This is a genomic window from Azonexus hydrophilus (genome assembly GCF_038368255.1).
In the GTDB taxonomy this organism is placed as follows: domain Bacteria; phylum Pseudomonadota; class Gammaproteobacteria; order Burkholderiales; family Rhodocyclaceae; genus Azonexus; species Azonexus hydrophilus.
Genome location: NZ_CP151406.1, coordinates 2,931,086 through 2,953,605, shown reverse-complemented (window position 1 = coordinate 2,953,605; position 22,520 = coordinate 2,931,086). Strand labels below are relative to the sequence as shown.

At 62.0% G+C, this 22,520-nt stretch carries 28 protein-coding genes; 15 read left to right on the top strand and 13 right to left on the bottom strand.

Annotated features, from left to right (window positions below):
- Positions 1-47: 47 nt before the first annotated feature.
- The 6 genes from AADV58_RS14260 to AADV58_RS14235 form a co-directional block, all read right to left on the bottom strand.
- On the bottom strand, positions 48-236 hold the full coding sequence (locus AADV58_RS14260; RefSeq protein ID WP_341743489.1) for a hypothetical protein: 189 nt from the start codon (positions 234-236) through the stop codon (positions 48-50).
- Positions 236-391 (bottom strand): hypothetical protein, encoded by a 156-nt coding sequence (locus AADV58_RS14255; RefSeq protein WP_157272453.1) that lies wholly within the window; start codon positions 389-391, stop codon positions 236-238. The genes AADV58_RS14260 and AADV58_RS14255 overlap by 1 nt, the downstream gene beginning before the upstream one ends.
- A gap of 97 nt (positions 392-488) precedes the next feature.
- Positions 489-1,922 (bottom strand): ATP-binding protein, encoded by a 1,434-nt coding sequence (locus AADV58_RS14250; RefSeq protein ID WP_341743488.1) that lies wholly within the window; start codon positions 1,920-1,922, stop codon positions 489-491.
- A complete protein-coding gene (locus AADV58_RS14245) occupies positions 1,909-2,607 on the bottom strand; it encodes a winged helix-turn-helix domain-containing protein (RefSeq protein WP_028994598.1) in 699 nt (232 codons plus the stop codon). Before AADV58_RS14245 ends, AADV58_RS14250 begins: the two co-directional genes overlap by 14 nt.
- 10 nt (positions 2,608-2,617) lie before the next feature.
- Positions 2,618-2,839: a hypothetical protein gene (locus tag AADV58_RS14240; RefSeq protein ID WP_028994599.1), complete on the bottom strand. Its 222-nt coding sequence runs from the start codon at positions 2,837-2,839 to the stop codon at positions 2,618-2,620.
- Complete coding sequence (locus AADV58_RS14235) at positions 2,836-4,962, bottom strand: putative bifunctional diguanylate cyclase/phosphodiesterase (protein ID WP_051295309.1); 2,127 nt, start codon at positions 4,960-4,962, stop codon at positions 2,836-2,838. Before AADV58_RS14235 ends, AADV58_RS14240 begins: the two co-directional genes overlap by 4 nt.
- A gap of 123 nt (positions 4,963-5,085) precedes the next feature.
- Between AADV58_RS14235 and AADV58_RS14230 the strand changes: the two genes are divergently transcribed.
- Positions 5,086-5,598: a disulfide bond formation protein B gene (locus tag AADV58_RS14230; protein ID WP_051295310.1), complete on the top strand. Its 513-nt coding sequence runs from the start codon at positions 5,086-5,088 to the stop codon at positions 5,596-5,598.
- 72 nt (positions 5,599-5,670) lie between these two features.
- Here the strand turns inward: AADV58_RS14230 and rpmG are convergent, their stop codons facing one another.
- From rpmG to radC, 3 genes are all read right to left on the bottom strand, one after another.
- Positions 5,671-5,841, bottom strand: a complete 171-nt coding sequence (gene rpmG / locus AADV58_RS14225; RefSeq protein WP_028994601.1) for a 50S ribosomal protein L33 — start codon at positions 5,839-5,841, stop codon at positions 5,671-5,673.
- A 17-nt stretch (positions 5,842-5,858) separates the two neighbouring features.
- A complete protein-coding gene (gene rpmB / locus AADV58_RS14220; RefSeq protein ID WP_028994602.1) occupies positions 5,859-6,092 on the bottom strand; it encodes a 50S ribosomal protein L28 in 234 nt (77 codons plus the stop codon).
- A gap of 80 nt (positions 6,093-6,172) precedes the next feature.
- Entirely contained in the window at positions 6,173-6,853 is a 681-nt protein-coding gene (gene radC, locus AADV58_RS14215) for a RadC family protein (RefSeq protein ID WP_281984621.1), read from the bottom strand.
- 50 nt (positions 6,854-6,903) lie between these two features.
- Between radC and coaBC the strand changes: the two genes are divergently transcribed.
- From coaBC to AADV58_RS14200, 3 genes are all read left to right on the top strand, one after another.
- A complete protein-coding gene (coaBC, locus tag AADV58_RS14210) occupies positions 6,904-8,094 on the top strand; it encodes a bifunctional phosphopantothenoylcysteine decarboxylase/phosphopantothenate--cysteine ligase CoaBC (RefSeq protein ID WP_341743487.1) in 1,191 nt (396 codons plus the stop codon).
- The gene (gene dut, locus AADV58_RS14205; RefSeq protein ID WP_028994605.1) at positions 8,094-8,543 is read left to right on the top strand and encodes a dUTP diphosphatase; all 450 of its coding nucleotides are present in this window, start codon (positions 8,094-8,096) and stop codon (positions 8,541-8,543) included. Before coaBC ends, dut begins: the two co-directional genes overlap by 1 nt.
- A gap of 72 nt (positions 8,544-8,615) precedes the next feature.
- A complete protein-coding gene (locus AADV58_RS14200) occupies positions 8,616-9,212 on the top strand; it encodes a c-type cytochrome (protein ID WP_043420951.1) in 597 nt (198 codons plus the stop codon).
- A 66-nt stretch (positions 9,213-9,278) separates the two neighbouring features.
- Here AADV58_RS14200 and AADV58_RS14195 read toward each other — a convergent pair whose 3' ends face one another.
- Both AADV58_RS14195 and AADV58_RS14190 read right to left on the bottom strand, forming a co-directional pair.
- Complete coding sequence (locus tag AADV58_RS14195) at positions 9,279-10,556, bottom strand: NAD(P)/FAD-dependent oxidoreductase (RefSeq protein WP_281983397.1); 1,278 nt, start codon at positions 10,554-10,556, stop codon at positions 9,279-9,281.
- A gap of 13 nt (positions 10,557-10,569) precedes the next feature.
- Positions 10,570-10,872: a c-type cytochrome gene (locus AADV58_RS14190; protein WP_028994608.1), complete on the bottom strand. Its 303-nt coding sequence runs from the start codon at positions 10,870-10,872 to the stop codon at positions 10,570-10,572.
- 192 nt (positions 10,873-11,064) lie between these two features.
- On the opposite strand from AADV58_RS14190, the gene AADV58_RS14185 reads away from it, so the two are divergent.
- The 11 genes from AADV58_RS14185 (at position 11,065) to AADV58_RS14135 (ending at position 20,178) form a co-directional block, all read left to right on the top strand.
- On the top strand, positions 11,065-11,400 hold the full coding sequence (locus AADV58_RS14185; RefSeq protein ID WP_043420952.1) for an ArsR/SmtB family transcription factor: 336 nt from the start codon (positions 11,065-11,067) through the stop codon (positions 11,398-11,400).
- A gap of 29 nt (positions 11,401-11,429) precedes the next feature.
- Complete coding sequence (soxC, locus tag AADV58_RS14180) at positions 11,430-12,776, top strand: sulfite dehydrogenase (RefSeq protein WP_028994609.1); 1,347 nt, start codon at positions 11,430-11,432, stop codon at positions 12,774-12,776.
- Entirely contained in the window at positions 12,760-13,551 is a 792-nt protein-coding gene (locus tag AADV58_RS14175; RefSeq protein WP_157272454.1) for a c-type cytochrome, read from the top strand. Before soxC ends, AADV58_RS14175 begins: the two co-directional genes overlap by 17 nt.
- A gap of 26 nt (positions 13,552-13,577) precedes the next feature.
- Positions 13,578-14,042, top strand: a complete 465-nt coding sequence (gene soxY / locus AADV58_RS14170; protein ID WP_028994610.1) for a thiosulfate oxidation carrier protein SoxY — start codon at positions 13,578-13,580, stop codon at positions 14,040-14,042.
- A gap of 30 nt (positions 14,043-14,072) precedes the next feature.
- Positions 14,073-14,387: a thiosulfate oxidation carrier complex protein SoxZ gene (gene soxZ / locus AADV58_RS14165; protein WP_245580512.1), complete on the top strand. Its 315-nt coding sequence runs from the start codon at positions 14,073-14,075 to the stop codon at positions 14,385-14,387.
- 110 nt (positions 14,388-14,497) lie between these two features.
- Entirely contained in the window at positions 14,498-15,310 is an 813-nt protein-coding gene (gene soxA / locus AADV58_RS14160) for a sulfur oxidation c-type cytochrome SoxA (RefSeq protein WP_043420955.1), read from the top strand.
- A gap of 10 nt (positions 15,311-15,320) precedes the next feature.
- A complete protein-coding gene (soxX, locus tag AADV58_RS14155; RefSeq protein WP_028994613.1) occupies positions 15,321-15,926 on the top strand; it encodes a sulfur oxidation c-type cytochrome SoxX in 606 nt (201 codons plus the stop codon).
- A gap of 57 nt (positions 15,927-15,983) precedes the next feature.
- Entirely contained in the window at positions 15,984-17,705 is a 1,722-nt protein-coding gene (soxB, locus tag AADV58_RS14150) for a thiosulfohydrolase SoxB (RefSeq protein ID WP_028994614.1), read from the top strand.
- Positions 17,705-18,316, top strand: coding sequence for a rhodanese-like domain-containing protein (locus AADV58_RS14145; protein WP_028994615.1), 612 nt, complete (start codon positions 17,705-17,707; stop codon positions 18,314-18,316). Before soxB ends, AADV58_RS14145 begins: the two co-directional genes overlap by 1 nt.
- 142 nt (positions 18,317-18,458) lie before the next feature.
- The gene (locus AADV58_RS14140) at positions 18,459-19,811 is read left to right on the top strand and encodes an FAD/NAD(P)-binding oxidoreductase (protein WP_341743486.1); all 1,353 of its coding nucleotides are present in this window, start codon (positions 18,459-18,461) and stop codon (positions 19,809-19,811) included.
- A 19-nt stretch (positions 19,812-19,830) separates the two neighbouring features.
- A complete protein-coding gene (locus tag AADV58_RS14135; protein WP_341743485.1) occupies positions 19,831-20,178 on the top strand; it encodes a DUF5368 domain-containing protein in 348 nt (115 codons plus the stop codon).
- A gap of 4 nt (positions 20,179-20,182) precedes the next feature.
- Here AADV58_RS14135 and AADV58_RS14130 read toward each other — a convergent pair whose 3' ends face one another.
- Positions 20,183-21,235 carry a YeeE/YedE family protein gene (locus AADV58_RS14130; protein WP_341743484.1) on the bottom strand — a complete coding sequence of 351 codons (1,053 nt, stop codon included), beginning with the start codon at positions 21,233-21,235 and terminating at the stop codon, positions 20,183-20,185.
- An 8-nt stretch (positions 21,236-21,243) separates the two neighbouring features.
- On the bottom strand, positions 21,244-22,467 hold the full coding sequence (locus AADV58_RS14125) for a methyl-accepting chemotaxis protein (RefSeq protein WP_341743483.1): 1,224 nt from the start codon (positions 22,465-22,467) through the stop codon (positions 21,244-21,246).
- Positions 22,468-22,520 lie beyond the last annotated feature (53 nt).

The following is a 22,520-nucleotide window of genomic DNA, read 5'->3' as shown; positions in this document are numbered from 1 at the left end:
CAAGGGCGGGAAGGAAGTCTCGAACCGGGGGTGTTCGAGGGAGGCATTCAGGATTCGTCTTCGCGTCGCTTGCGCTCGCGCCAGCGACGGATGGCGAAGACGCTGGCGCCGAACAGCAGCGCCGGCACGATGGCGTCGATCAGCCCGGCTTGGCCCGAAACCAGCCACTGAAAGCCGGCAACGCCGAAGAATACGGCCAGGCTTTCACTGATCGGCAGGTCGTCGGGCAGGGCCATCACTGGCGACGGACGGGGATGGTCGCCAGCTGCATCCCGCTCTCCGGCGTGTTGGGAACCAGGCCGAGCAGGTAGGCGCGGGCGGCGGCCAGAAATTCGCGGATATTGTTCTCGATCATCATCTTTTCCTTGGTTTGCTCATGCACTGAAGACATGAATGCATTCTAAGGAAGGCGATGCGTAGCGACTGTTGCGCCTCGGTGGCGGACCGGTAACCTTGCTCGCTTGATCAATGACGAACTGTAACCGCGCCTACTGATGGGCCTGCCAGGTCAGCGTGAAGCGTGCGCCACCCAGCGGGCTGCTGCTGGCGAAGGCGGTGCCGCCATGCAGTTCGAGGACGCGGCGGGCAATGGCCAGCCCCAGTCCGTAACCGCCGGTCGAACGGTCGCGCGAGCGGTCAAGGCGGGTGAAGGCAGAAAAGATGTGTTCCCGGTCTTCTTCGGGGATGCCGATGCCGTCGTCGTCGACGTGGATGGCGATGCGTTCGCCGAGGATTTCGGCGCTGACTTGGATTTCCCTGGCGGCGTACTTGAAGGCATTGCGCAGCAGGTTGCGCAGGGCGTAGGGCATGGCCTTGCGGTCGAGGTCGATGTGCAGGTTTTCGGGCAGGCTTTCAGTGTCGACGGTCACCTGAAGTTGCCGGCCGAGCAGGCGGACTGAATCGACCTCGTCGGCCAGCCAGTCGGCGAAGCGGACACTGGAAAAGTGGGCTTCCGGGATTTCCCGCTCGTAGCGGGCATAGGTCAGGCTGGTGTCGATCAACTGGTCGAGTTCGTCGAGGTCGGCTTCCATCATCGCCCACAGGCGACGGCGTTCGTCGATATCGTCGGTTTCCGAGAGCATTTCCAGGGCAAAGCGCATGCGCGCGATCGGCGTGCGCAATTCGTGCGAAATGCCACAGGAAAGTTCGCGATGGGTGGCCAGCAACTGGCGCACCCGTTCCGCCATGCTGTTCAGCGTGTCGGCCAGCGGCGAGAAAAGTTGTGTTTGGACGACGGTGCTGCCGGTGTCGAAATTGCCGTCGCCGAAATCGCGGGCGCTCTGGCGCAGGGTTTCGAGGTCGCGCCAGACCGGGCGGACCCAGAACCACAAGGCGACGGCGAAGATCACGCCGATCAGGCTCCAGGTCAACAGGCGCAGGCGCAGGTCGAGGGGCAGGCCGGCGTGTTCCTCGGGGTTGCGGCTGGCCGACAAGGGGCCGACGACGAGTACCTTGCTGGTGTTGCCAAGGCGGTGGTACATCACGTCGTGATCGTGGGCGATGGCGATATCGCCGGCATCCAGTTTGGCGACCTGGGCGCTGGTCAGCCGGGTGTCGAGCGTACGCCGTTCGACGATGCCCAGTTTGTAGGAAAACTTGCCGTCGATATCCTGGATCTTCTGTTCCCATTGCCGGCGTGGATGGCGAAACAGCTCGTCTTCGATCAGCGTGATCGTGCCGCGCATGAAACGCCGGGCGTAGTCGTCGGTAATGCCCTGCTGCGCGGTGGAAATGATGAAGTCGGCGGTGAAGGCGATGGCGACGAAGGAACCCATCGCCAGCAGGTAGAAGTTGAGGAACAGCTTGGACAGGCTGTAACGCCCGCCGCGCCAGCGCGGCAAGCTGCCCCGGAACAGGGATCGGGCCAGGCCCTGGCGCCCCGGGGGGGCGTTGTCCGGCGTGTCCGGATCAGTTCCAGTCATGTTTGCTGAACAGGTAACCCTTGCCGCGGACGGTCTTGATGCGGGTCGGGTTTTCCGGGTCGTCGTTCAGCTTCTTGCGCAGGCGCGAGATGCGCGCGTCGATGGAGCGGTCGAGTCCGTCGAAACCGATGCCGCGCAGCTCCTGCAGCAGGTCGTCGCGGGACAGGACGTTGCCGGCGTGCGAGGCGAGCAGCCAGAGCAGGTCGAATTCGGCGGTGGTCAGGTCGATGCCCTGGCCGTTCAGCGTGGCGGTACGGGTCGCCTGGCTGATGCGGAACTGGCCGAAGACCTGGCTGTCGCCGGTATCGGTTTCGCCGGGCGTCGGCAGGCGACGTAGCAGGGCCTTGATACGGGCGAGCAGGACGCGGGGTTGCACCGGTTTGGCGATGTAGTCGTCGGCACCGAGCTCGAGACCGAGAATCTGGTCGAAATCCTCGTCGCGCGCTGTCAGCATCAGGATCACGCCGCGGTATTGCTGGCGCACGGCGCGGCAGACTTCGAAGCCGTCCTTGCCGGGCAGCATCACGTCGAGGATGACCAGATCCGGCTGTTCGGCCAGGATCCGGGTTTCGGCGACGTCGCCACGCGCCTCGATGGCGACATCGAGGTCGTTGCGGGAGAGGTATTCGGCTGTCAGCTCAGCCAGTCGTTGGTCGTCTTCGACGAGCAGGATGCGCGTAGTCATGCGCGCAAGTTTAACCACCCCGGCGGCGACGGTCCACTGGTAGTGCCGGTGGTACGCTGACGATCAGCGCGTCGCCGCCCGGCAGGGCGACAACCAAGGTTTCACTCTGCTGGTCCCGGCAGCGATAGACATGACTGCCATCCAGGGCTTCGGCCGACAGGATGTCGCGCTGGGCCAGGTAGTCGGCGAGTTCGCCACGGTCTACGTGCCGGTAGTCCAGTTTCTGCTTCATGTCTTGTCGAGATCGCCCAAGCTGCGCTGCTTGCTGAGCATCAGGCTGAATTCGCCGACCGGAACCGGGCGGCTGAACAGGTAGCCCTGGATTTCGTCGCAACTGAATTCACTGAGCAGTCGGAGTTGATCGCGGGTTTCGACGCCCTCGGCAATGACCTTGATGCCCAGTTTGTGCGCCATGGCGATGACCGCGTGGGCGATGGCCGCGTCGTCCTTGTCCTCATGGATGTCGCGCACGAAACTGCGGTCGATCTTCAGCGTGTCGATGGGGAAGCGCTTCAGATAGGACAGACTGGAGTAACCGGTGCCGAAATCGTCGAGCGAAATCGTTGCGCCCAGTTTTTTCAGTTCGCGCAAGGTGACCAGGGTGTTTTCCACGTCGTGCATGACCATGCTCTCGGTCAGCTCGAAGGCGAGGCGACCGCCCTCGACCCCGGTTTCATCGAGCACGTTGCGAATGGTCGCTGAGAGGTCGTCCTGGCGGAACTGGCGGGCCGAAAGGTTGATCGAAATCTTCACCGGGGGCAGGCCGGCAGCCTGCCAGTCGAGGATGTCGGCGCACACCTGGCGCAGCACCAGTTGCCCGAGCGGGATGATAAGGCCGGTGTCCTCGGCCAGCGGGATGAATTCACCGGGCTGGATCATGCCGATGCGTGGATGCTGCCAGCGCACCAGCGCTTCGGCGCCGACGATGCCGCCGCTGCCCAGATCGACCAGCGGCTGGTAGTACACCTGTAGTTCGCCGCGTTCGAGCGCCCGCCGCAGGTTGCCTTCCATGTCCAGGCGATCGATCGCCATGTGCGTCATTTCCGGCGCATAGAAACGGTAGTTGTTGCGGCCGTGTTCCTTGACCCGGTACATGGCCACGTCGGCGTTGCGCAGCAGGATTTCGCCGTGATCGCCGTCGCGCGGATAAAGCGCGGCGCCGACCGAGGCGGTGACGAAGATCTCCTTGCCTTCCATGATGAAGGGCTGGTTCAGCGAGCGCAGGATCTTGCCGGCGACGATGGACAGATCGTCAGCCGACTGCAGGCGGCCGATGACAACGACGAACTCGTCGCCGCCCAGGCGGGCAACGGTGTCGGTGTCGCGTACGCTCTGGTTCAGTCGGTGGGCGACCGATTTCAGCAATTCGTTGGCCGGCGAATGGCCGAAGCCGTCGTTGATCAGCTTGAAGCGGTCGAGGTCGAGCAACAGTACGCCGACCATCAGCCCGTCGGCGCGCGCCTGGGCGAGCGCCTGAGCAATGCGGTCGTTGAGCAGGTTGCGGTTGGCCAGTCCGGTCAGCGCATCGTGGTTGGCGTGGAATTCCAGTTGCTGTTCGTAGCTGATCCGTTCGCTGACGTCGTTGAGGATGCTGACGAAATGCGTGGTCATGCTGCCGCTTTCATCGCGGACCGGGGCGATGAACAACTCGTTCCAGAACAGCGAACCATCCTTGCGGTAATTGCGCAGGATGGCGTGGGCCTCGCGGCGGCAACGCAGGGCCTCGCGGATCGTGCCGAGGCCGCGCTGGTTGAAGTCGTCGCGGACCAGGAAGCGGCCGCTCTGGCCGATCACTTCTTCGGCGCTGTAGCCGGTGATCCGTTCAAAGGCTGGATTAACGTAAACGATGGGGTGGTCGAGCTGGGTCGACGAGGTGATCATGACGCCGTTGAGGCTCGAATCCATGGCCCGGGAAAGCTGGCGTAGGCGCGATTCCATCTGCTGGCTGGCCTCGTCCTGGCGAATCTGCAGCAGGGTTTCGCCGATGCTGTCGGCAATGATCTGCAGGGCCAGTCGCTCTTCGGCGGTAAAATTGCCGTTGACGGATTCGACGTGCAGTTCGCCTTTGCCCTGGTGGGCATCGGTCCAGGTCAGCTTGAGTGCGCTGGTTTTTGATTTCACCGTTGCATCGGGCGGATAGCTGGCAGCCCTTTGCAGCTTGGCTTTGCCAGGCTTGTCGATGTTCCGGGGCTGTATGTCCAGACTGGCGCTACGAAAGCCGCCGGTTTCCACCAGCAGGCGACATTGCTGCTGTAGCATCGCGGTTTCGTCGCCGGTCTGATGGCGCGCCGTGTTGCTCGCCGCAAGCAGGGCGAGCAGACGCTGGTTCTCAGACGGGTGAGAAGGGGTTGGCAAAACTTGTCTCCGCTATGAAAGTGGTTTCTTGAAAGCTTTTTGTAACATTCTGCCGGCGGATGTGCGGGTTTTGCAAGATGTTTTGTGAATTGTTGTGTTAATTGTTAATTTTGGAGAGTTTTGATGTTCCGTTTGCTGAGCAAATGTGTCGCTTGCTATCCGCTGCGGGCCTGGTTCGGGGCGCTGGGGGCGGGCTGCCTTGGCGTGGCTTTTGCCGGCCTGCAACTGCAGACCATGTTGAGTCTGGCGCCGTGTCCCTATTGCATCTTCCAGCGCTTGCTCTACCTGCTGATCGGCGTGCTCGCCCTGCTCGGGCTGATGATGCCGGCGGCGGGTCTGTTCTGGCTGGGCGCCATCGCCCTGCTGGCGCTGCTGGGATTTGGCGTCGCCGCCTATCAAAGCTGGATGCAGGCTTTTCCTGACCTGGCGCCGGAATGCAGCTTTACCGACCCCAACCTGATCGAGCGCCTGGTGGACATGCTGGGCATGCAGTGGCCGTCGCTGTTTCTTGCCACCGGGTTCTGTACCAGCAAGGAATGGGTGTTTCTCGGTCTGTCGATGGCCAACTGGTCGGCTCTCTTCTTCGCCGGCATGATCGTCTATGTGCTGCTCCTGATGAAACATCCGGGGCGTTGATCGAGGCGCAGAAAAAACACGTAGAAAAACAAAAACCCGCCAGCGGCGGGTTTTTTGTCGAGCGTGAAGTGCTTACTTCAGCTTCACTTCCTTGTAGGCCACATGCTTGCGGGCCTTCGGGTCGTACTTCATGAATTCCAGTTTTTCAGGCGTCGTGCGCTTGTTCTTGGAAGTGGTATAGAAGTGACCGGTACCCGCAGTGGATTCCAGCTTGATCTTTTCGCGACCGCCTTTGCTAGCCATTTTTCAATTCCTCTCGATTAGATTTCGCCGCGGGCGCGGAGATCGGTCAGGATGGCATCAATGCCCTTCTTGTCGATCAGACGCAGACCAGCGTTGGAAACGCGCAGGCGAACAAAGCGGTTCTCGCTTTCGACCCAAAAGCGACGATACTGCAGATTCGGCAGGAAGCGGCGCTTCGTTTTGTTATTGGCGTGGGAAACGTTGTTCCCAACCATCGGGCCTTTACCCGTTACTTGGCAGACTCGCGCCATGATGGTGCTCCAGAATTTGCTAGAAGAAAGCCCGCGATTTTATCCGGAACATCTTTATGGATCAAGTGTTTTTTCGTTGGTTAGAGTAAACCGCGCTCGGCAAAGGAGAGCGGCCGGGCGTTGCCGGCAACGATGAAATGGTCGAGCAGCCTGACGTCGACGAGGGTCAAGGCTTCACGCAGGCTGCGGGTGAGCATTTCGTCGGCAGCCGAAGGTTCGGCAACGCCTGACGGATGATTGTGCGCCAGGATCACGGCGGCGGCGTTGCGGGCCAGCGCCTGTTTGACCACTTCGCGGGGGTAAACCGAAGTCTGCGTCAGCGTTCCGGTAAACAATACCTCACTGTGCAGCAAGCGGTTCTGGGCATCGAGCCACAGCGCCATGAACATTTCCTGCTGGCTGTGTGCAAGTTTCAGGCGCAACCAGTCGCGGACGGCGCCTGGCGAGGTGAAGTTGTCGCGCTCTTCCATTTCCTCGTTCAGCGCCCGGCGCGCCAGTTCAAAACTGGCTTGCAACTGGGCCGCCTTGGCGATGCCGATGCCGGGAACGCAGGCGAGTTCCTTGATTGACGCGCTGACCAGGCGACCGAGTTTGCCATCGTGTCGGTGGAGCAGGTCGCGGGCCAGGTCGACCGCGCTTTTCCCGCGGACGCCGACGCGCAGGTAGATGGCCAGGAGTTCGGCATCCGACAGCGCCTGCGGGCCGCCGGCCAGCAGCCGTTCGCGCGGGCGTTCCTGTTGTGGCCAGTCAGTGATCGCCATGAGCCCGACTCCAGTAGAATGTGGCAGCGATCATTTTAGCGAATATGACTATGGAATTGAATGGCAAGCGCATCGTGCTCGGTGTGACGGGTGGCATTGCCGCCTACAAGGCGGCCGAACTGCTCCGTCTGCTGGTCAAGCAGGGCGCCGACGTGCAGGTGGCGATGACCGAAGGCGCGACCCGTTTCGTGACGCCGACGACTTTCCAGGCCTTGTCCGGCAAGCCGGTGTACGTTGACCAGTGGGATGCGCGGATGCCGAATGCGATGGCGCATATCGACCTGTCGCGGCAGGCCGACCTGATCGTGGTTGCGCCGGCTTCGGCCGATTTCATGGCGCGCATCGCCAATGGTATGGCCGACGATCTGCTGGCGACCATGGTGCTGGCGCGCGATTGTCCTTTGTTGCTGGCGCCGGCGATGAATCGCCAGATGTGGGAAAACCCGGCGACGCAACGCAATGTCGCCCAACTCGTCACCGACGGCATCGCCATGGTCGGGCCGGCCAGCGGGGTCCAGGCCTGCGGCGAGACCGGGCCGGGGCGGATGCTTGAACCCGAAGAGCTGCTTGAGGCCGTCGTCGATTTCTTCGTGCCCAAGGTGCTCGCTGGCCGTCGGCTGCTGATCACGGCCGGGCCGACTTTCGAAGCCATCGATCCGGTCCGTGGCATCACCAATCTGTCGTCCGGGCGCATGGGCTACGCCATCGCCCGCGCGGCGCGCCAGGCCGGTGCCGAGGTGACGCTGGTGTCCGGTCCGGTGGCCCTGGCAGCGCCGCCGGGTGTCGAGCGCATCGATGTGCGCAGCGCCCTCGACATGCACGCCGCCGTGATGGCGCGGGCGACGACGGCCGATATTTTCATCGCCGTGGCGGCGGTTGCCGACTATCGTGTGGCCAATGCCGCCGAGCACAAACTGAAAAAGGATCACGGCGGTGTGCCGGCCATCGAACTGGTCGAGAACCCGGATATCCTGGCCGAGGTTGCGGCGCTGGCCGATGGGCCGTTCTGCGTCGGTTTCGCCGCCGAGAGCCAGAACCTGGAAGCCTATGCCCAGGCCAAGCGGCACAAGAAGAAGATTCCACTGATCGTCGGCAACCTGATCCAGGATGGTTTCGGCGGTGACGATAACCGGCTGGTCCTGTTCGACGACCAGGGCAGCCATCCGCTGACGCCGGCCAGCAAATCGGCGCTGGCCACGCAGCTTGTTGACCATATTGCCAAACTGACAGGAAGCCACTGATGCACCGTATCGACGTCAAGATTCTCGACTCCCGACTCAACGACAATCCGCCGCATTACGCGACGCCGGGTTCGGCCGGCCTCGACCTGCGCGCCTGCCTCGACGCACCGCTCGAACTGTTGCCCGGGCAGACTGTCCTGGTGCCGACCGGCATGGCCATTCACCTGGCCGACCCCGGACTGGCGGCGATGATCCTGCCGCGTTCCGGCCTCGGTCACAAGCACGGGATCGTGCTCGGCAACCTGGTCGGTCTGATCGACAGTGACTACCAGGGGCAACTGATGGTCTCGGTCTGGAATCGTGGTTCGGCCGCATTCACCATTTCCCCGCTGGAGCGGATTGCCCAACTGGTCATCGTGCCGGTCCTGCAGGTGGCCTTCAATGTGGTCGATGATTTCGCCAGCAGCGATCGCGGTGAGGGTGGGTTTGGCAGCACCGGGCACGCCTGAGGGGCTTGAAAGCCGGATGTAAGCAAATTACGATTTAATGATCTACTTTTGAAGCGAGACAACGGGGGGATCATGAACAAGTTTTTTGCGGGCTTTGCCCTGGCGGCGGCCGTTATCGCGCCGGTCCAGGCGGCTGACCTGGCGCGGGCCGAGGAAATCGTTTCCGGCCGCTGCTTTCTCTGCCACGGTATGGAAGGCGAGGCGGCCAGCGCCGTCTTCCCGCGCCTGGCGGGGCAGCACTGGGAATACACCGCCAAGCAGCTGGCCGAGTTCAAGTCGGGCAAGCGCAAGAGCGATACCATGCAGCCGCAGTCGGAAGACCTGACGCCTGCCGAGATGAAGGCGATTGGTCACTATTTCGAGAGCAAGCAGGTTCCCGGGCGCGAGGTCAAGGATGCCGAGCTGGTAGCGGTCGGCAAGTACATCTTCCAACGCGGCAATCAATTCACCGGTCTGCCGAGCTGTGCCAGCTGTCACGGGGTCAAGGGCCACGGCACGCCGCAACTGCCGCGTCTGGCTGGCCAGCATCCGCGCTACACCGAAGACCAGATCAAGCTGTTCAATCGTCGTGAGCGGACCAACGACAACGCGGTCATGCACACCGTCGCGTCCAAGTTGTCGGAGCTGGAGACGCACGCGGTCGCCGCCTACATCGCCACGCTAGACTGAGTTTCGCAAGCGCCGGACAAAAAAAGGCCACCCGATCGGGTGGCCTTTTTCATTGTTGCGTAGCGATCAGGCCAGCATGTCGGCCCAGATGTTCTTCGCCCAGCCCATCGCGGCCTTGCCTTCCAGTTCGTTGCGGGCAGCGGAGACGCCGCCGGCGCCCTTGACCGGCTGCACCAGCTTGGTGGCAGCGTCGTACTGGTGGATCGAGGCAACGTGGATGGCGTTCTTGGCATCGACGAAGCTGTAGCAGGTGTTCATCACCACCGGCGTCGGGTTCGGCGCCTGGCCGGCGAGCAGGTTGATGATCGCGGCTGCCGTCAGCTTGCCGTGCTGGTTGGCCATGTGACCGGACTTGGGCATGGTCGGCGCCGGGAAGATCGCGTCACCGATGACATGCACGCCGGGCGTGCTGGTCGATTCCATCGTCAGCCAGTCAACATCGACCCAGCGGTTGTTGATCAGCTTGATGCCCGACTGAGCGGCGATGTTGCCGGCGCGGTGCGGCGGGATGACGTTGAGCACGTCGGCCTTGAACTTGTCGAATTCGAGGATGGCGGTGTTGCTGGCCACCTCGATGTCCTTGACTTCGCTGTTCGGACGGTACTCGATGGTGTCCTTGTACAGGTCGTTCCAGGCTTTGACGAACAGGCCTTTCTTCGATTGCACGTCCTCGTTGGCGTCGAGGATGACGACCTTGGACTTGGGCTTGTTCTTCTTGAAGTAGTCGGCGACCACGCAGGCGCGCTCGTACGGTCCCGGCGGGCAGCGATACGGTGCCTTGGGAATGGCGATGGCAAAAGTGCCGCCGTCTTTCATGGCTTCGAGCTGCTTACGCAGGGTGACGGTCTGCGGACCGGCCTTCCAGGCGTGCATGATCTTTTCCTGGGCAGCGGCGTTGTTCAGGCCAGGGATCTGGTCGAACATGAAGTCGATGCCCGGCGACAGCACGATGCGGTCGTAGCTCATCTCGCCACCCTTGGCCAGCTTGACCGAACGCTTGGCAGTGTCGACGGCGAGCACGTCGTCCTGCAGCACGCGGACGCCCCACTTGCTCTTCAGGTTGTCGTAGCTGACCGTGATGTCTTCCATCGACTTGGTGCCGGCGATCACCAGGTTGGAGATCGGGCAGGAGACGAAGGCCGGATTGCGTTCGATCAGGGTGACCTGGACGGAGCCTTCGCTCCACATGCGCAGATACTTGGCCACGGTGGCACCGCCAAAGCCGCCACCGACGACCACCACGTGTCCGCCAGCCTTGTTGCCGCCAGCACAGCCATAAAGGGAAGCCATGGCGCCTGCAGCGGCACCGGCTTTGAGGAAATCACGTCGTTTCATCAGCATCATTTTCATTTCCCCCTTATTTCTGCGCTGCGTAGTAATCAGCGATCAGGCTCAGTTGCTCGTCGGTGTAGCCCTTGGTGATCTGGTGCATGATCGAGGCGGGTTTGTCGCCGCTCTTGAAATCAGCGAGCTTCTGCAGCAGCTTGGCCTTGCTTTCGCCGGCCAGCGAATCCATGCCGCCGCCAGGGACGGCCTTGCCGTTGGTGCCATGGCAGTTGGCGCAGGTGGCTGCCAGATTGCGGCCAAGATTGGGGTCGGCGGCATGCGCGCCGGCCGAAGCCAACAGGCAGACGGCGGCGATTGCGGTAAGTCGTTTCATCGAGACTTCTCCTTCCTCTGGGTGTTGTCGATTTAAGCGTGGATGCCCGGGTTTTTGGATGTTTTGGCGCCCGCGTGACCGAGAGGGTATAGCAGTTTTCGAATAATTACATGCTGCGTTGCAACAATATTAGTTGTTGACTATATAAATACTCAGTTATACATTGCCGTTGACCTAGATCAATAAAACGACATGGACGAGACAAACCAGGTATTCGAACAGGTAGCGCATTACTTCAGCCTTCTGGCTGACCCGACGCGCCTGCGCATCCTCTCCAGCCTGTGCGGCGAGGAGCGCCCCGTTCATGAGGTGGTCGACCAGGTCGGTCTGACGCAGGCCAATATTTCGCGGCATCTGAACATCCTCTACCGCGCCGGTGTGGTGGCGAGGCGGCGTGAAGGGAATTCCGTGTTCTACCGCGTCATCGATCCGAATTTTGTCGATATCTGCAGGACCGTCAGCGTCACGGTAGCCAGCCGTGACATTGGCGAACACCTGGGGATAAAGACCGAGCGTTGCAGTACTTGAAGTCAATCGAGCGGAGGGGAGAAATCTCTATGGGTGATTTAGCAAAACAACCGGGGCGCCTGCAACGTGCACCGGAAAATTTCCTGACGGAAGATCAGGTCAAGGCCGTTGCTGCAGGACGTCGCAATTTCCTGCGCAAGAGTTTCATGGCGGCGGGGGCCGCGATGGCAGCACCGCTGGCCGCGCGTGCCGCCGAGGGCGATCCGGCAATTCTGAATCTGCCGGACTGGAGCAAGCAGCTGGGCATGCCGGTAGCGCTCAATCCCTACGGTCAGCCGTCGAAGTATGAGAGCCAGTTGCTGCGCCGCGAGTCGCCGGGTCTGACCCGGGTGCCGCAGGCCTCGGTGTCGTTTACGCCGCTGCAGGGGCTGTTCGGCATCATCACGCCGTCCGGCCTGCATTTCGAGCGCCATCACCAGGGTTGGGTCGATGTCGATCCCGCCGTGCATCGTCTGATGATCAACGGTTCCGATCCGGCCTTCCTGAAGAAGCCCAAGGTCTACACCATGGATGATCTGATGCGCCTGCCGTCGGTGTCGCGCATCCACTTCATCGAGTGTGGCGCCAATACCGGTCTCGAATGGGGCAATGTCGCCGTGCCGACGGTGCAATACACGCACGGCATGCTGTCCTGCTCGGAGTTCACCGGCGTGCCGCTCAAGCTGCTGCTGGAAGATTGCGGCGTCGATTACAAGAAGGCCCGTTACGTGCTGGCCGAGGGGGCCGACGGTTCGTCGATGACCCGGACCATCCCGATGGAAATGGTCGAGAACGGCGAAGTGTTCGTCGCCTACGGCATGAACGGCGAAATGCTGCGGCCGGAAAACGGCTATCCGCTGCGCCTGGTGGTGCCGGGCGTGCAGGGCGTGTCCTGGGTCAAGTGGCTGCGCCGCATCGAAGTCGGTGACAAGCCGTACGCGACCAAGGACGAGGCGGTGCATTACATCGACCTGATGCCGGACGGCAAGCACCGTCAGTACACGTCGATCCAGGAGTGCAAGTCGGTCATCACCACGCCGTCCGGCGGCCAGCGTCTGCTGGAAAAGGGCTTCTACAACGTCAGCGGTGTTGCCTGGTCGGGTCGCGGCAAGATCACCCGCGTCGATGTTTCCTTCGACGGTGGCGTCAACTGGCAGCAGGCGCGCATCGAAGGTCCGGTCCAGAACAAGGCCCTGACCCGTTTCAACATCAACTGGGTGTGGGACGGCAAGGAAGCCATGCTGCAGTCGCGCGCCATCGACGAAACCGGTTACGTCCAGCCGACCTACGGTCAGTTGCGTGCAGTGCGCGGTTCGAAGTCGATCTATCACAACAATGCCATCCAGACCTGGAAGGTCGAGCAAAACGGGGAGATCAGCAATGTCCAGGTTCTCTAAGTCCATTCTCGTTCTGGCCACGGCGGCCATCGCCAGCAGCGCTTTTGCCTTTGACAGCTACAAGGGTATCGGTCGTCAGGCCACGCCGGCCGAGGTCAAGGCCTGGGATATCGACGTCCGCCCCGATTTCAAGGGGCTGCCCAAGGGATCGGGTAACGTCCAGGTCGGCAACGATCTGTTCGAGGAAAAGTGCGCCTCCTGTCACGGCAGCTTCGGCGAGTCGAACGAGGTGTTCACCCCGCTGATCGGCGGTACCACCAAGGACGACATCAAGAACGGCCGGGTCGGTGGTTTCCTGACCGACAGCATTCCGCAGCGCACCACCTTCACCAAGGTGTCGACCATTTCCACGCTGTGGGACTACATCTACCGCGCCATGCCCTGGACCGAGCCCAAGTCGCTGAAGCCGGACGAGGTGTACGCCATCCTCGCCTACTTCCTGAACCTGGCGGAAATCGTTCCGGACAACTTCGTGCTGTCCGACCAGAACATCGCCGAGGTCCAGAAGTTGATGCCCAACCGCTACGGCATGACTACCGACCACGGCATGTGGCCGGGCGCGCCGGCAGCCAAGGGCGGTATCGGCAATGGCGGCAAGCCGGATGTGACCAACGTGGCGTGCATGAAGAACTGCAAGAAGGAAGTCAAGGTAGGGTCGGTGCTGCCGGGTTACGCCCGTACGGCACACGGCAATCTGGAAGAGCAGAACCGTACGTTCGGTCCTGTCCGCGGTGTTCGCACCGTGGATGGTCCGGCGCACAAGTCCGGGCATTGATCCCCAATTCAACGAGAGGAGAAGTCATGAACAATCAACGTCGTAATGTACTCAAGACCGGTACCGGTGCCGCCGTTCTCGGCGCGCTGGCCGCTGCCGGCATGATCCCGAATGTCGCCCTGGCCGCCTGGAACAAGGCTGCCTTCGAAGCCAAGAGCATGGCCGATACGCTGAAGGCGCTCGGCGCCGTGCAGCCGGCCGACAGCAGCGATGTTCAGGTCACCGGCCCGGATATCGCCGAAAACGGTGCCGTGGTGCCGGTCGGTGTCGATTCCAAGATCGCCGGCACGACCATGGTCGCGATCCTGATCGACAAGAACCCGAATGCCCTGGCGGCCAGCTTCATGCTCCCGGCAGGGACCGAAGCCAACGTGCAGACCCGGGTCAAGATGGGCCAGACCTCGAACGTCTACGCGCTGGTCAAGGCCGGCGACAAGTTCTACATGGCGACCAAGGAAATCAAGGTCACCCTCGGCGGCTGCGGCGGCTGATCGGATCAACAGGCATTCAAGGAGATAAACATGTCTACGAAACCCATGCGTATTCGCGCCTCCGTCAAGGACGGCGTCACTGAAGTCAAGGCGCTGATCGCGCACGAAATGGAAACCGGCCAGCGCAAGGACGCGAACGGCGCCGTGATTCCGGCCTGGTTCATCACCGAACTGACCGCCACGCACAACGGCAAGCCGGTCCTGGTTTCCGAGTTCGGTACCGCGGTCTCGAAGAACCCCTATCTGGCCTTCCGTTTCAAGGGCGGCGCGGCCGGCGACAAGATTGCCATCAGCTGGAAGGACAACAAGGGCGAGTCGCGCACCGACGAGGCTGCCATCGCCTGATGTCGCAATGCCTGGCGGACGGTCGGGGGTGGCCGGCTGTCCGTCTGCATCCCGGTCAAACGGCGACAGACCAGTGACCGGCAAAACACACATAGTGAACGGAGGAGTTCATGGTAATCCGACAGAAATATCTTGTCGCTGCGCTGGCCGTCGGGCTGGCGGGCGCACCGTTGCTCGCCGCAGCCAGCGACGATCTGCTCGAAGGCATCAACGCCTATCGCGAGGCCCTGGCCGATGGCAACCCGTCCGAACTGGTCGCCGCCGAAGGCGAAGAGCTCTGGAAAACCCCGCGCGGTCCGAAAAATGCCTCGCTGGAAAAATGTGACCTCGGCCTTGGACCGGGCGTGGTCAAGGGCGCATCCGCGCAGTTGCCGCGCTTCTTCAAGGATACCGGCAAGGTCCAGGATCTCGAGACGCGCCTGATGACCTGCATGGAAACCCTGCAGGGTCTGGATCCCAAGGCCGTGGTCAATGCTGGCTGGCTGAAGGGCGAAAAGGAAAAGATGGCAGCGCTGGTCGCTTACGTCGTGACCGAATCGAACGGGCAGAAGATCAAGGTTGACATGCGTCATCCTGAGATGAAGAAGATGTACGACCTGGGCAAGCTGGCTTTCTACCATCGCGCCGGTCCCATGGACTTCTCCTGTGCCACCTGCCACGGTGACCAGGGCAAGCGCATCCGCATGCAGGAACTGCCTGATCTGCGCACCCAGGAAGGCGCTGCCGCCGGCTGGGGAAGCTGGCCTGCCTACCGGGTGTCGAATGGCCAGTTCTGGACCATGCAGCACCGTCTCAACGACTGCTACCGGCAGCAACGCACGGCCGAGCCGATCTACGGCTCCGACGTGACCATCGCCCTGTCCGTCTATCTGGCTGCGACGGCCAATGGCGGCAAGGTCATGACCCCCGGTATCAAGCGCTAAGGAGGCGAACATGAAGAAGATCAGCACACTGGCTGTATTGCTGCTCGCCCTGCCGGGCGCCTGGGCCGACCAGGGGGATACCTATGCCGAGTTCAAGGCGATGATGGATCGCTCCTTCAAGACGACCGGCATTGCCCCCAAGCACCGCATGTACCAGCTGGATTTCCAGAAGGAATGCTCGCAGGAAAAGCAGCCGCCCAAGGCGGTGATGGACCGGATCGAAGCCGAGCAGATGAAGACCATCCGCTATCCGGCCGACGGCAAGTACTTCGGCGACTGGAAGGAGGGCGAGAAGATCGCCGTCAGCGGTCGCGGCCTGACTTGGACCGACAAGACCCCGTACAACAACGGCGGCGGTTGCTACAACTGTCACCAGATGAGCCATCACGAAGTCTCCTACGGCACCATCGGTCCCAGCCTGCTGGAGTACGGCAAGGTGCGCGGCAATTCCGACGACATCGTCAAGTACACCTGGGGCAAGATCTACAACGCCAAGGCTTACAACGCCTGCAGCAACATGCCGCGCAACGGCGATGCGGAAATCCTCACCGAGCAGCAAATCAAGCATTTGATGGCCTTCCTGTTCGATCCGAACTCGCCGGTCAACAAAAAATAACCTTGCGTGACTTTCCCGGCCGGGTTTGCCCGTGCCGGGTTTTTTTGGGAAACACACATGAGCATGAATCGTCGTGAATTTCTTCAGGTGCTGGCGGTTGCGGCTGCCGGTGGCATGTCGCTGCACAGCGAGTTTGCAATGGCCGAGAAGGGGGCTGCCAAGTTGTACGATCTGCCGAAGTTCGGCAACGTCAGCCTGCTGCACATCACCGACTGCCATGCCCAGCTGAACCCCATCTATTTCCGCGAACCGAGCGTCAACCTCGGCTTCGGCGAGCAGTTCGGCAAGGTTCCGCACCTGGTCGGCGATCATCTGCTCAAGCACTTCGGCTTCAAGCCGAACAGCATCGAGGCGCATGCCTACAGCTATCTGAATTTCGAGAAAGCCGCCGAGACTTACGGCAAGGTCGGCGGCTTCGCGCACCTGGCGACCCTGGTCAAGCGCATGAAGGCGCGCAACCCGGGGGCGCTGCTGCTCGACGGCGGCGATACCTGGCAGGGTTCCGGCACCGCGCTGTGGACCAACGCCCAGGACATGGTCGACGCCTGCAAGGCGCTCGGCGTCAATGTCATGACCCTGCACTGGGAAGCCACCTATGGCGAGGAACGGGTCAAGGAAATCGAGGAAAAGGACTTTGCCGGCGTCGTCGACATCGTCGCCCAGAACGTCAAGACCACCGATTTCGGTGATCCGGTGTTCAAGCCTTACGTGATCAAGAACATGAACGGCGTGCCGGTCGCCATCGTCGGCCAGGCCTTCCCCTACACGCCGATCGCCAACCCGCGCTGGCAAGTGCCGAACTGGAGCTACGGCATCCAGGAAGAGAACATGCAGGCAGTCGTCGACGAAGCCCGCGCGAAGGGCGCCCAGGTCGTCGTCGTGCTGTCGCACAACGGCATGGACGTCGACCTCAAGATGGCCTCGCGCGTGCGCGGCATCGACGCCATCCTGGGCGGTCACACCCATGACGGCATGCCAGCGCCGGTGGTGGTCAAGAACGCCGGCGGCCAGACCCTGGTCACCAACGCCGGTTCCAACGGCAAGTACCTCGGCGTGCTCGACTTCGACGTCAAGAATGGCAAGATCGCCGGCTACCGCTACAAGCTGCTGCCGGTCTTCGCCAACCTGTTGCCGGCTGACAAGGCGATGCAGGCGCTGATCGACAAGGTGCGCGCCCCTTACCTGGGCAAGCTCAACGAGCAACTGGCGGTGACCGAAGGTACCCTGTACCGCCGCGGCAACTTCAACGGCACTTTCGACCAGGTCATCGTCGATGCGCTGATCAAGGAAAAGGATGCCGAAATCGCCTTCTCGCCCGGTTTCCGCTGGGGTACCTCGCTGCTCCCGGGGCAGCCGATCCTGATGGAGCATGTGCTCGACCAGACGGCGATCACCTACCCGTGGACGACGGTGACCAACATGAGCGGCGAGATGATCAAGACCGTGCTCGAGGACGTCTGCGACAACCTGTTCAACCCCGATCCCTACTATCAGCAGGGTGGCGACATGGTCCGCGTCGGCGGCCTGCAGTACACCTGCAACCCGACCGCCAAGGCCGGCCAGCGCATCAGCAACATGATGCTGCGCGGCCAGTTGATTGATCCGGTCAAGATCTACAAGGTCGCCGGTTGGGCGCCGGTTTCGGAAGAGGCCAAGGATGCCGGCGAACCGATCTGGGAACTGGTCGCCCGCTACCTGCGCGACGTCAAGACGCTGAAGCCGGTCGAACTGAACATGCCGAAGCTGGTCGGCGCCGAAAACAATCCGGGGATTGCCTGATGAAATCGATGAAATTTGCCCTGGCTGGCCTGGCGCTGGCTTTTTCTGCGAGCACTTTCGCTGCCGACTGGGCGCCAGGCAGCACGAACTGGTCGACCCTGCCGGAAATCAAGGTGACCAAGCTTTCCCTCTACCTGACACCGAAGCAGGCGTACGACATGAAGTCGGCCGAACCCAAGGGCGTTGCCCTGTTCGACGTGCGCACCCGCGCCGAGGCGATGTATGTCGGGATGGCGAGCACGGTCGACGCGCTGGTGCCGTTTGTCGAACATCAGGAAATCATGAGCGACTGGGACGAGAAGCGGACGATGTACAGGCTCGAACCGAACCAGGACTTCGTGCCTGAAATCGAGCGCCGCATGGGCGAACTCGGTCTGGCCAAGGATGCGCCGGTGATCCTGCTGTGCCGTTCCGGCGACCGCAGTTCGCGGGCGGCCGATCGCCTGAAGGCGGCGGGTTTTACCAAGGTGTACAGCGTTCCCGAGGGCTTCGAAGGCGACCGCGCCGGCGATGGTCCGAAAAAGGGGCAGCGTGTGGTCAATGGCTGGAAGAATGCCGACCTGCCATGGAGCTATCGTCTGGAGAAGGCCCGGATGTATTTCCCCCGCTGAATTGCGGGCGTAAGATAAAGCGGCAGGCGACCGGAAACTGAATTTGTCGCCATGCCGCTTTTCTTGGAGAATAAAGTTAGAAAATTCTAATCTTGTGATTTGCTAACGGGCGATGTTCAGCCCAATCAGGGAAGGAGAGGGTATGTATAAGGACGCACTCGCGAAAGTGATTGAGGATGTCAGCCAGAAAACGCTGGATCGACGTTCTTTCCTGATGCTCGGTGCTGCAGGCGCCGGTTCGCTGCTGCTGGCACCGGCTAGTGCCAGCGCGGCACCGAAGGTCAAGTCCTCGGCGCGCATCGTCATTGCCGGCGCCGGTGCTGCAGGTCTGGCGGCGGCTTCTTACCTCGCCGCCCGGCTGGACGGGGCCAAGATCACTCTGATCGACGCCCGCAAGGAGCATTTCTATCAGCCGGGATTCACGCTGGTTGCCGCCGGTATCAAGGCGTCGCCGTACGTGGTGTCGACCACCAAGGAATATGTGCCGGGCGGAGTTGAGCTGATTGAGGAGCGGGTGGCCGAGTTCGATCCGGAAGGCAACAAGGTGGTCACCGAAAGCGGTGCTGCCCATGCCTACGATTTCTTGATCGTGGCTACCGGTTTGAAGCTCGACTACGAAGCGATTCCCGGCATGGAGGTCGAGCAGATCGGCAACAACGGCCTGGGCAGTATTTATCACAGTCCGGCCAAGGCCGAGGCCACCTGGCGAGCCATGTCGAATTTTGCCGATACTGGCGGCGTTGGTGTTTTCCTGCGTCCGGGAACCGAAATGAAGTGCGCCGGCGCACCGTTGAAATATACCTTCATCACCGACGATCATCTGCGTCGCCGCGGCAATCGCGGCAAGGCCGAGCTGATCTACAACGCCCACAACAAGGCCTTGTTCAGCGTGCCCATCGTGCACGAAAAGGTCCGCATGCTGTTCGGTGAGCGCGGGGTCAAGGTCAATTACGAGCGCGTGCTGGAGTCGATCGATATCGGCAAGAAGCTGGCGGTGTTCAAGACGCCGGTCGGGCCGGTCGAGCAGCAATACGACTTCATCAACGTCATTCCGCCGATGCGGGCGCCGGATTCGGTGCGCAACAGTCCGCTGCCGTGGCAGGAAGGCGGCTGGGCCAAGGATGGCTGGATTGAGGTGGACAAGCACAATCTGCGGCATGCCCGTTACGACAACGTGTTCGCTGTCGGCGACGTGGCCGGGGTGCCCAAGGGCAAGACGGCAGCCAGCGTCAAGTGGCAGGTGCCGGTGGCGGTCGATCATCTGGTGGCGAGCATCGCCGGCAAGGAATCGGAAGCCCACTACAACGGCTACACCTCGTGCCCGCTGATCACCCGCCTCGGTCAGGCGATGTTGATCGAGTTCGACTACAAGGACAACCTGACGCCATCCTTCCCGGGCGTGATCGCGCCGCTGGAAGAGTTGTGGATCAGCTGGGTGATGAAGACCATGGCGCTGAAGCCGACCTATATCAGCATGCTGCGCGGCCGCGCCTGATTTCTGGAGGAATGCAAAGATGAAAGAACTCGATCCGCTGGTCTTCCTGGCCGTTTTCCAGGAAATGCTCGGTCCCTTGCTGTGGGTGATGCTGCTGGTCATCGTCGTTGGTACGGCCGCCTTCATCGCCTTGTTGCTCAAGGAGAGGACCATCAACTCGCGCCGCCTGGTGCGGGCCGAACTGGCCGGCCTGGTCGGTGGCGCGCTCGCGCTGGTGCTGATGGCCAAGGTCTCGTCGTCGGGCTTTACCGATGCCGGTGGTCCGGCCGACTGGTTCCTGATCGCACTGGTTTTTGGTCTGGGTCTGGCCGGTACGGCGATCCTGGTTTATACCGTTCTCGGTTGGCGCAAGCCGGCCGCGCAGTAAGCGCTCAGCGCGCTGGCCGGTCGACCAGGGCGTCGGCCAGGCCAGCGCCTGCCCACATTCCGATCAGCGAAATCCAGGCGGTCAGCGCGAATACCGCCGCACCGGAGACCCCGGCGCCGACGGCGCAGCCACCGGCCAGCATGCCGCCGAAACCCATGCACAGCGCACCAGCGATGTAGCGACGCATGCTGTGTCCGTCCTTGAAGCCTTCAAGCTTCAGTTCGCGTCCCCACAGTGCTGCCAGGAAGGAGCCCAGGACCACGCCGGGCACCAGGCCGATGTCGAAATCCCAGGGCTGCCCCGGTGCCGACAGCACCAGCATCAGCACGTCGGCCGACGGGCCGGTGAAACTCAGGCTCTGCACCGGCATGATCTCGTCGAAGGATTGGCTGGCGACCTGGTAAGTCAGCAGCCAGGCGATGGCCACCATCACGCCGACGCCGATGCCGCCACCCCATTCGCGCAGGCTGAGGCGTGTTTTGCGGGCGAAATGGACGGCTGCGGCCAGCCACAACAGTCCGAACAGGATGCCGCCGATATGACCCAGATGGGCAAAAGCCAGCAGGTCGCGGGCACTGCCGTCGATGGTGAGCCAGCCGGAAATCCACAGGCGCAGTGGTGACAACATGCCGCTGAGCGAAGCCTGGGCAGTGACGGCGAAGATCAGCCCGGTGAGCAGCGCGCGCAGGTTGCCGTTGGCGGCCAGCACCAGCATGCGCGACGAGCAGCCGCGCGCGAGGATCATGCCGATGCCGAACAGCAGGCCGCCGACCAGGGCGCCGGAGATGCTGCCACGGGCCGACAGCTGGCGGGCTTGCGAGACGTCGAGCCAGCCGCTGACGATGAACCCCTGGGTGACGATCACGGCCGCAGAGAAGGCGAGCAGCCAGATGACCAGTTTGCCGCCCGGTTCGCGGTGCCAGAACTCGACCACGGCCGAACGCAGGCAGAACCGCGAGCGTTGGGCAAAAATGCCGAAGAAGATGCCGATCAGCAGGCCGGCCAGTGTGATGACGGTTTTTTCACCCAGGCTCTCGAGCAGATCGGTCAGGTTCATCGGAAAACTCAGAACAGTTCGATATCCCCGTCGCCCTGCTTGTTGCCGGTGCTGAGGGTGCGACTGCGCAAGGCGTCGCTCTTCACATGCGAATCGACCAGCAGTTCGACCAGTCGCTGGCTGCGCTTGCGGAAGCGCTGGATGCCGTCGCTTTCGTCCTGGTCGTTGTGCAGGCTGAGGAAGGCGTGCATGTATTCGCCGACGTTGTCGGTGCGCTGGCCGATGCGGTTGATCATCTGGGTGACGATGTCCTCGAACTGCATGGCCATGACCCCTTCCTGCGTCAGGTCGCGCATCTGTTCGGTGACGCTGGCGATGTTGCTTGAATGCTGGCGCGCCTTTTCGGTCAGATCCATCAGTTCGGCACCGAGTTCGCTGAGCGTGGCCCGTGAGCGGTCGGCAATGCTCAGGTCGATGTGGCTGGCGGCTTCGACCCGCTGGCCGACGTCGCGCAGGGAAACAAGAATGTCGTTCAGGGCGTTGCGGATGTCGATGTTGAATTCGCCGGTACGTGCGGCCAGGGTGCGAACCTCGTCGGCAACCACGGCGAAGCCGCGCCCGGCCTCGCCGGCACGGGCGGCTTCGATGGCGGCGTTGAGGGCGAGCAGATCGGTCTGCTTGGTGATGCCGGTAATGTCGTTGAGTGTATTGGTGATGCGTCCAACCTTGTCCTGCATCTGGTTGAAACTCTCGGCGACGCCCTGGCTGGTGCTGCGCAATTGATCCATCTTGCCGACGAATTCGGCGATCAGCGTATTGGTTTCGTCAAAGAAGCGCTTGAGTCCGGCCTGTTCAGCGGCGTGGCTGTCGTCCGACCCGGTCATGCTGAGCATTTCGTTGATCAGCGAACCGAGAATTTCGCGCTGGTTGTTCGATTGCGATTCGAGACCGGTCAGGCTGCCCGACAGGCGGTCGACCGAACTGCGGATCAGTGCCTGGGCTTCGTGCATTTCCTGTTCCAGAGACGAGAACTGCAACTCGGCGTGGGCCATGGCTTCGTTGGACAGCACGTGGTATTCCGACATGACTGTGGTCAGTTCGTTGACGTAACCCTTCTGTCTTTCCTTCCAGCGCTCGCGCTCGCGGATCGACAGCAGTCCACCGCCGAGCAGCATGACGGCAAGCAGCAGGAACCAGTAACCCGGCAGCGGACCGGCAGCCAGTGACCACGCCCAGAGAATCAGCGCCACCAGTGCGCTGCCCCGGATCAGGAGATCGTCTATTCTTTTCATTGTTGTAAATCCCGGATGAAGCGGCAATCCCGGCATTGTACGAGGATGCCGCT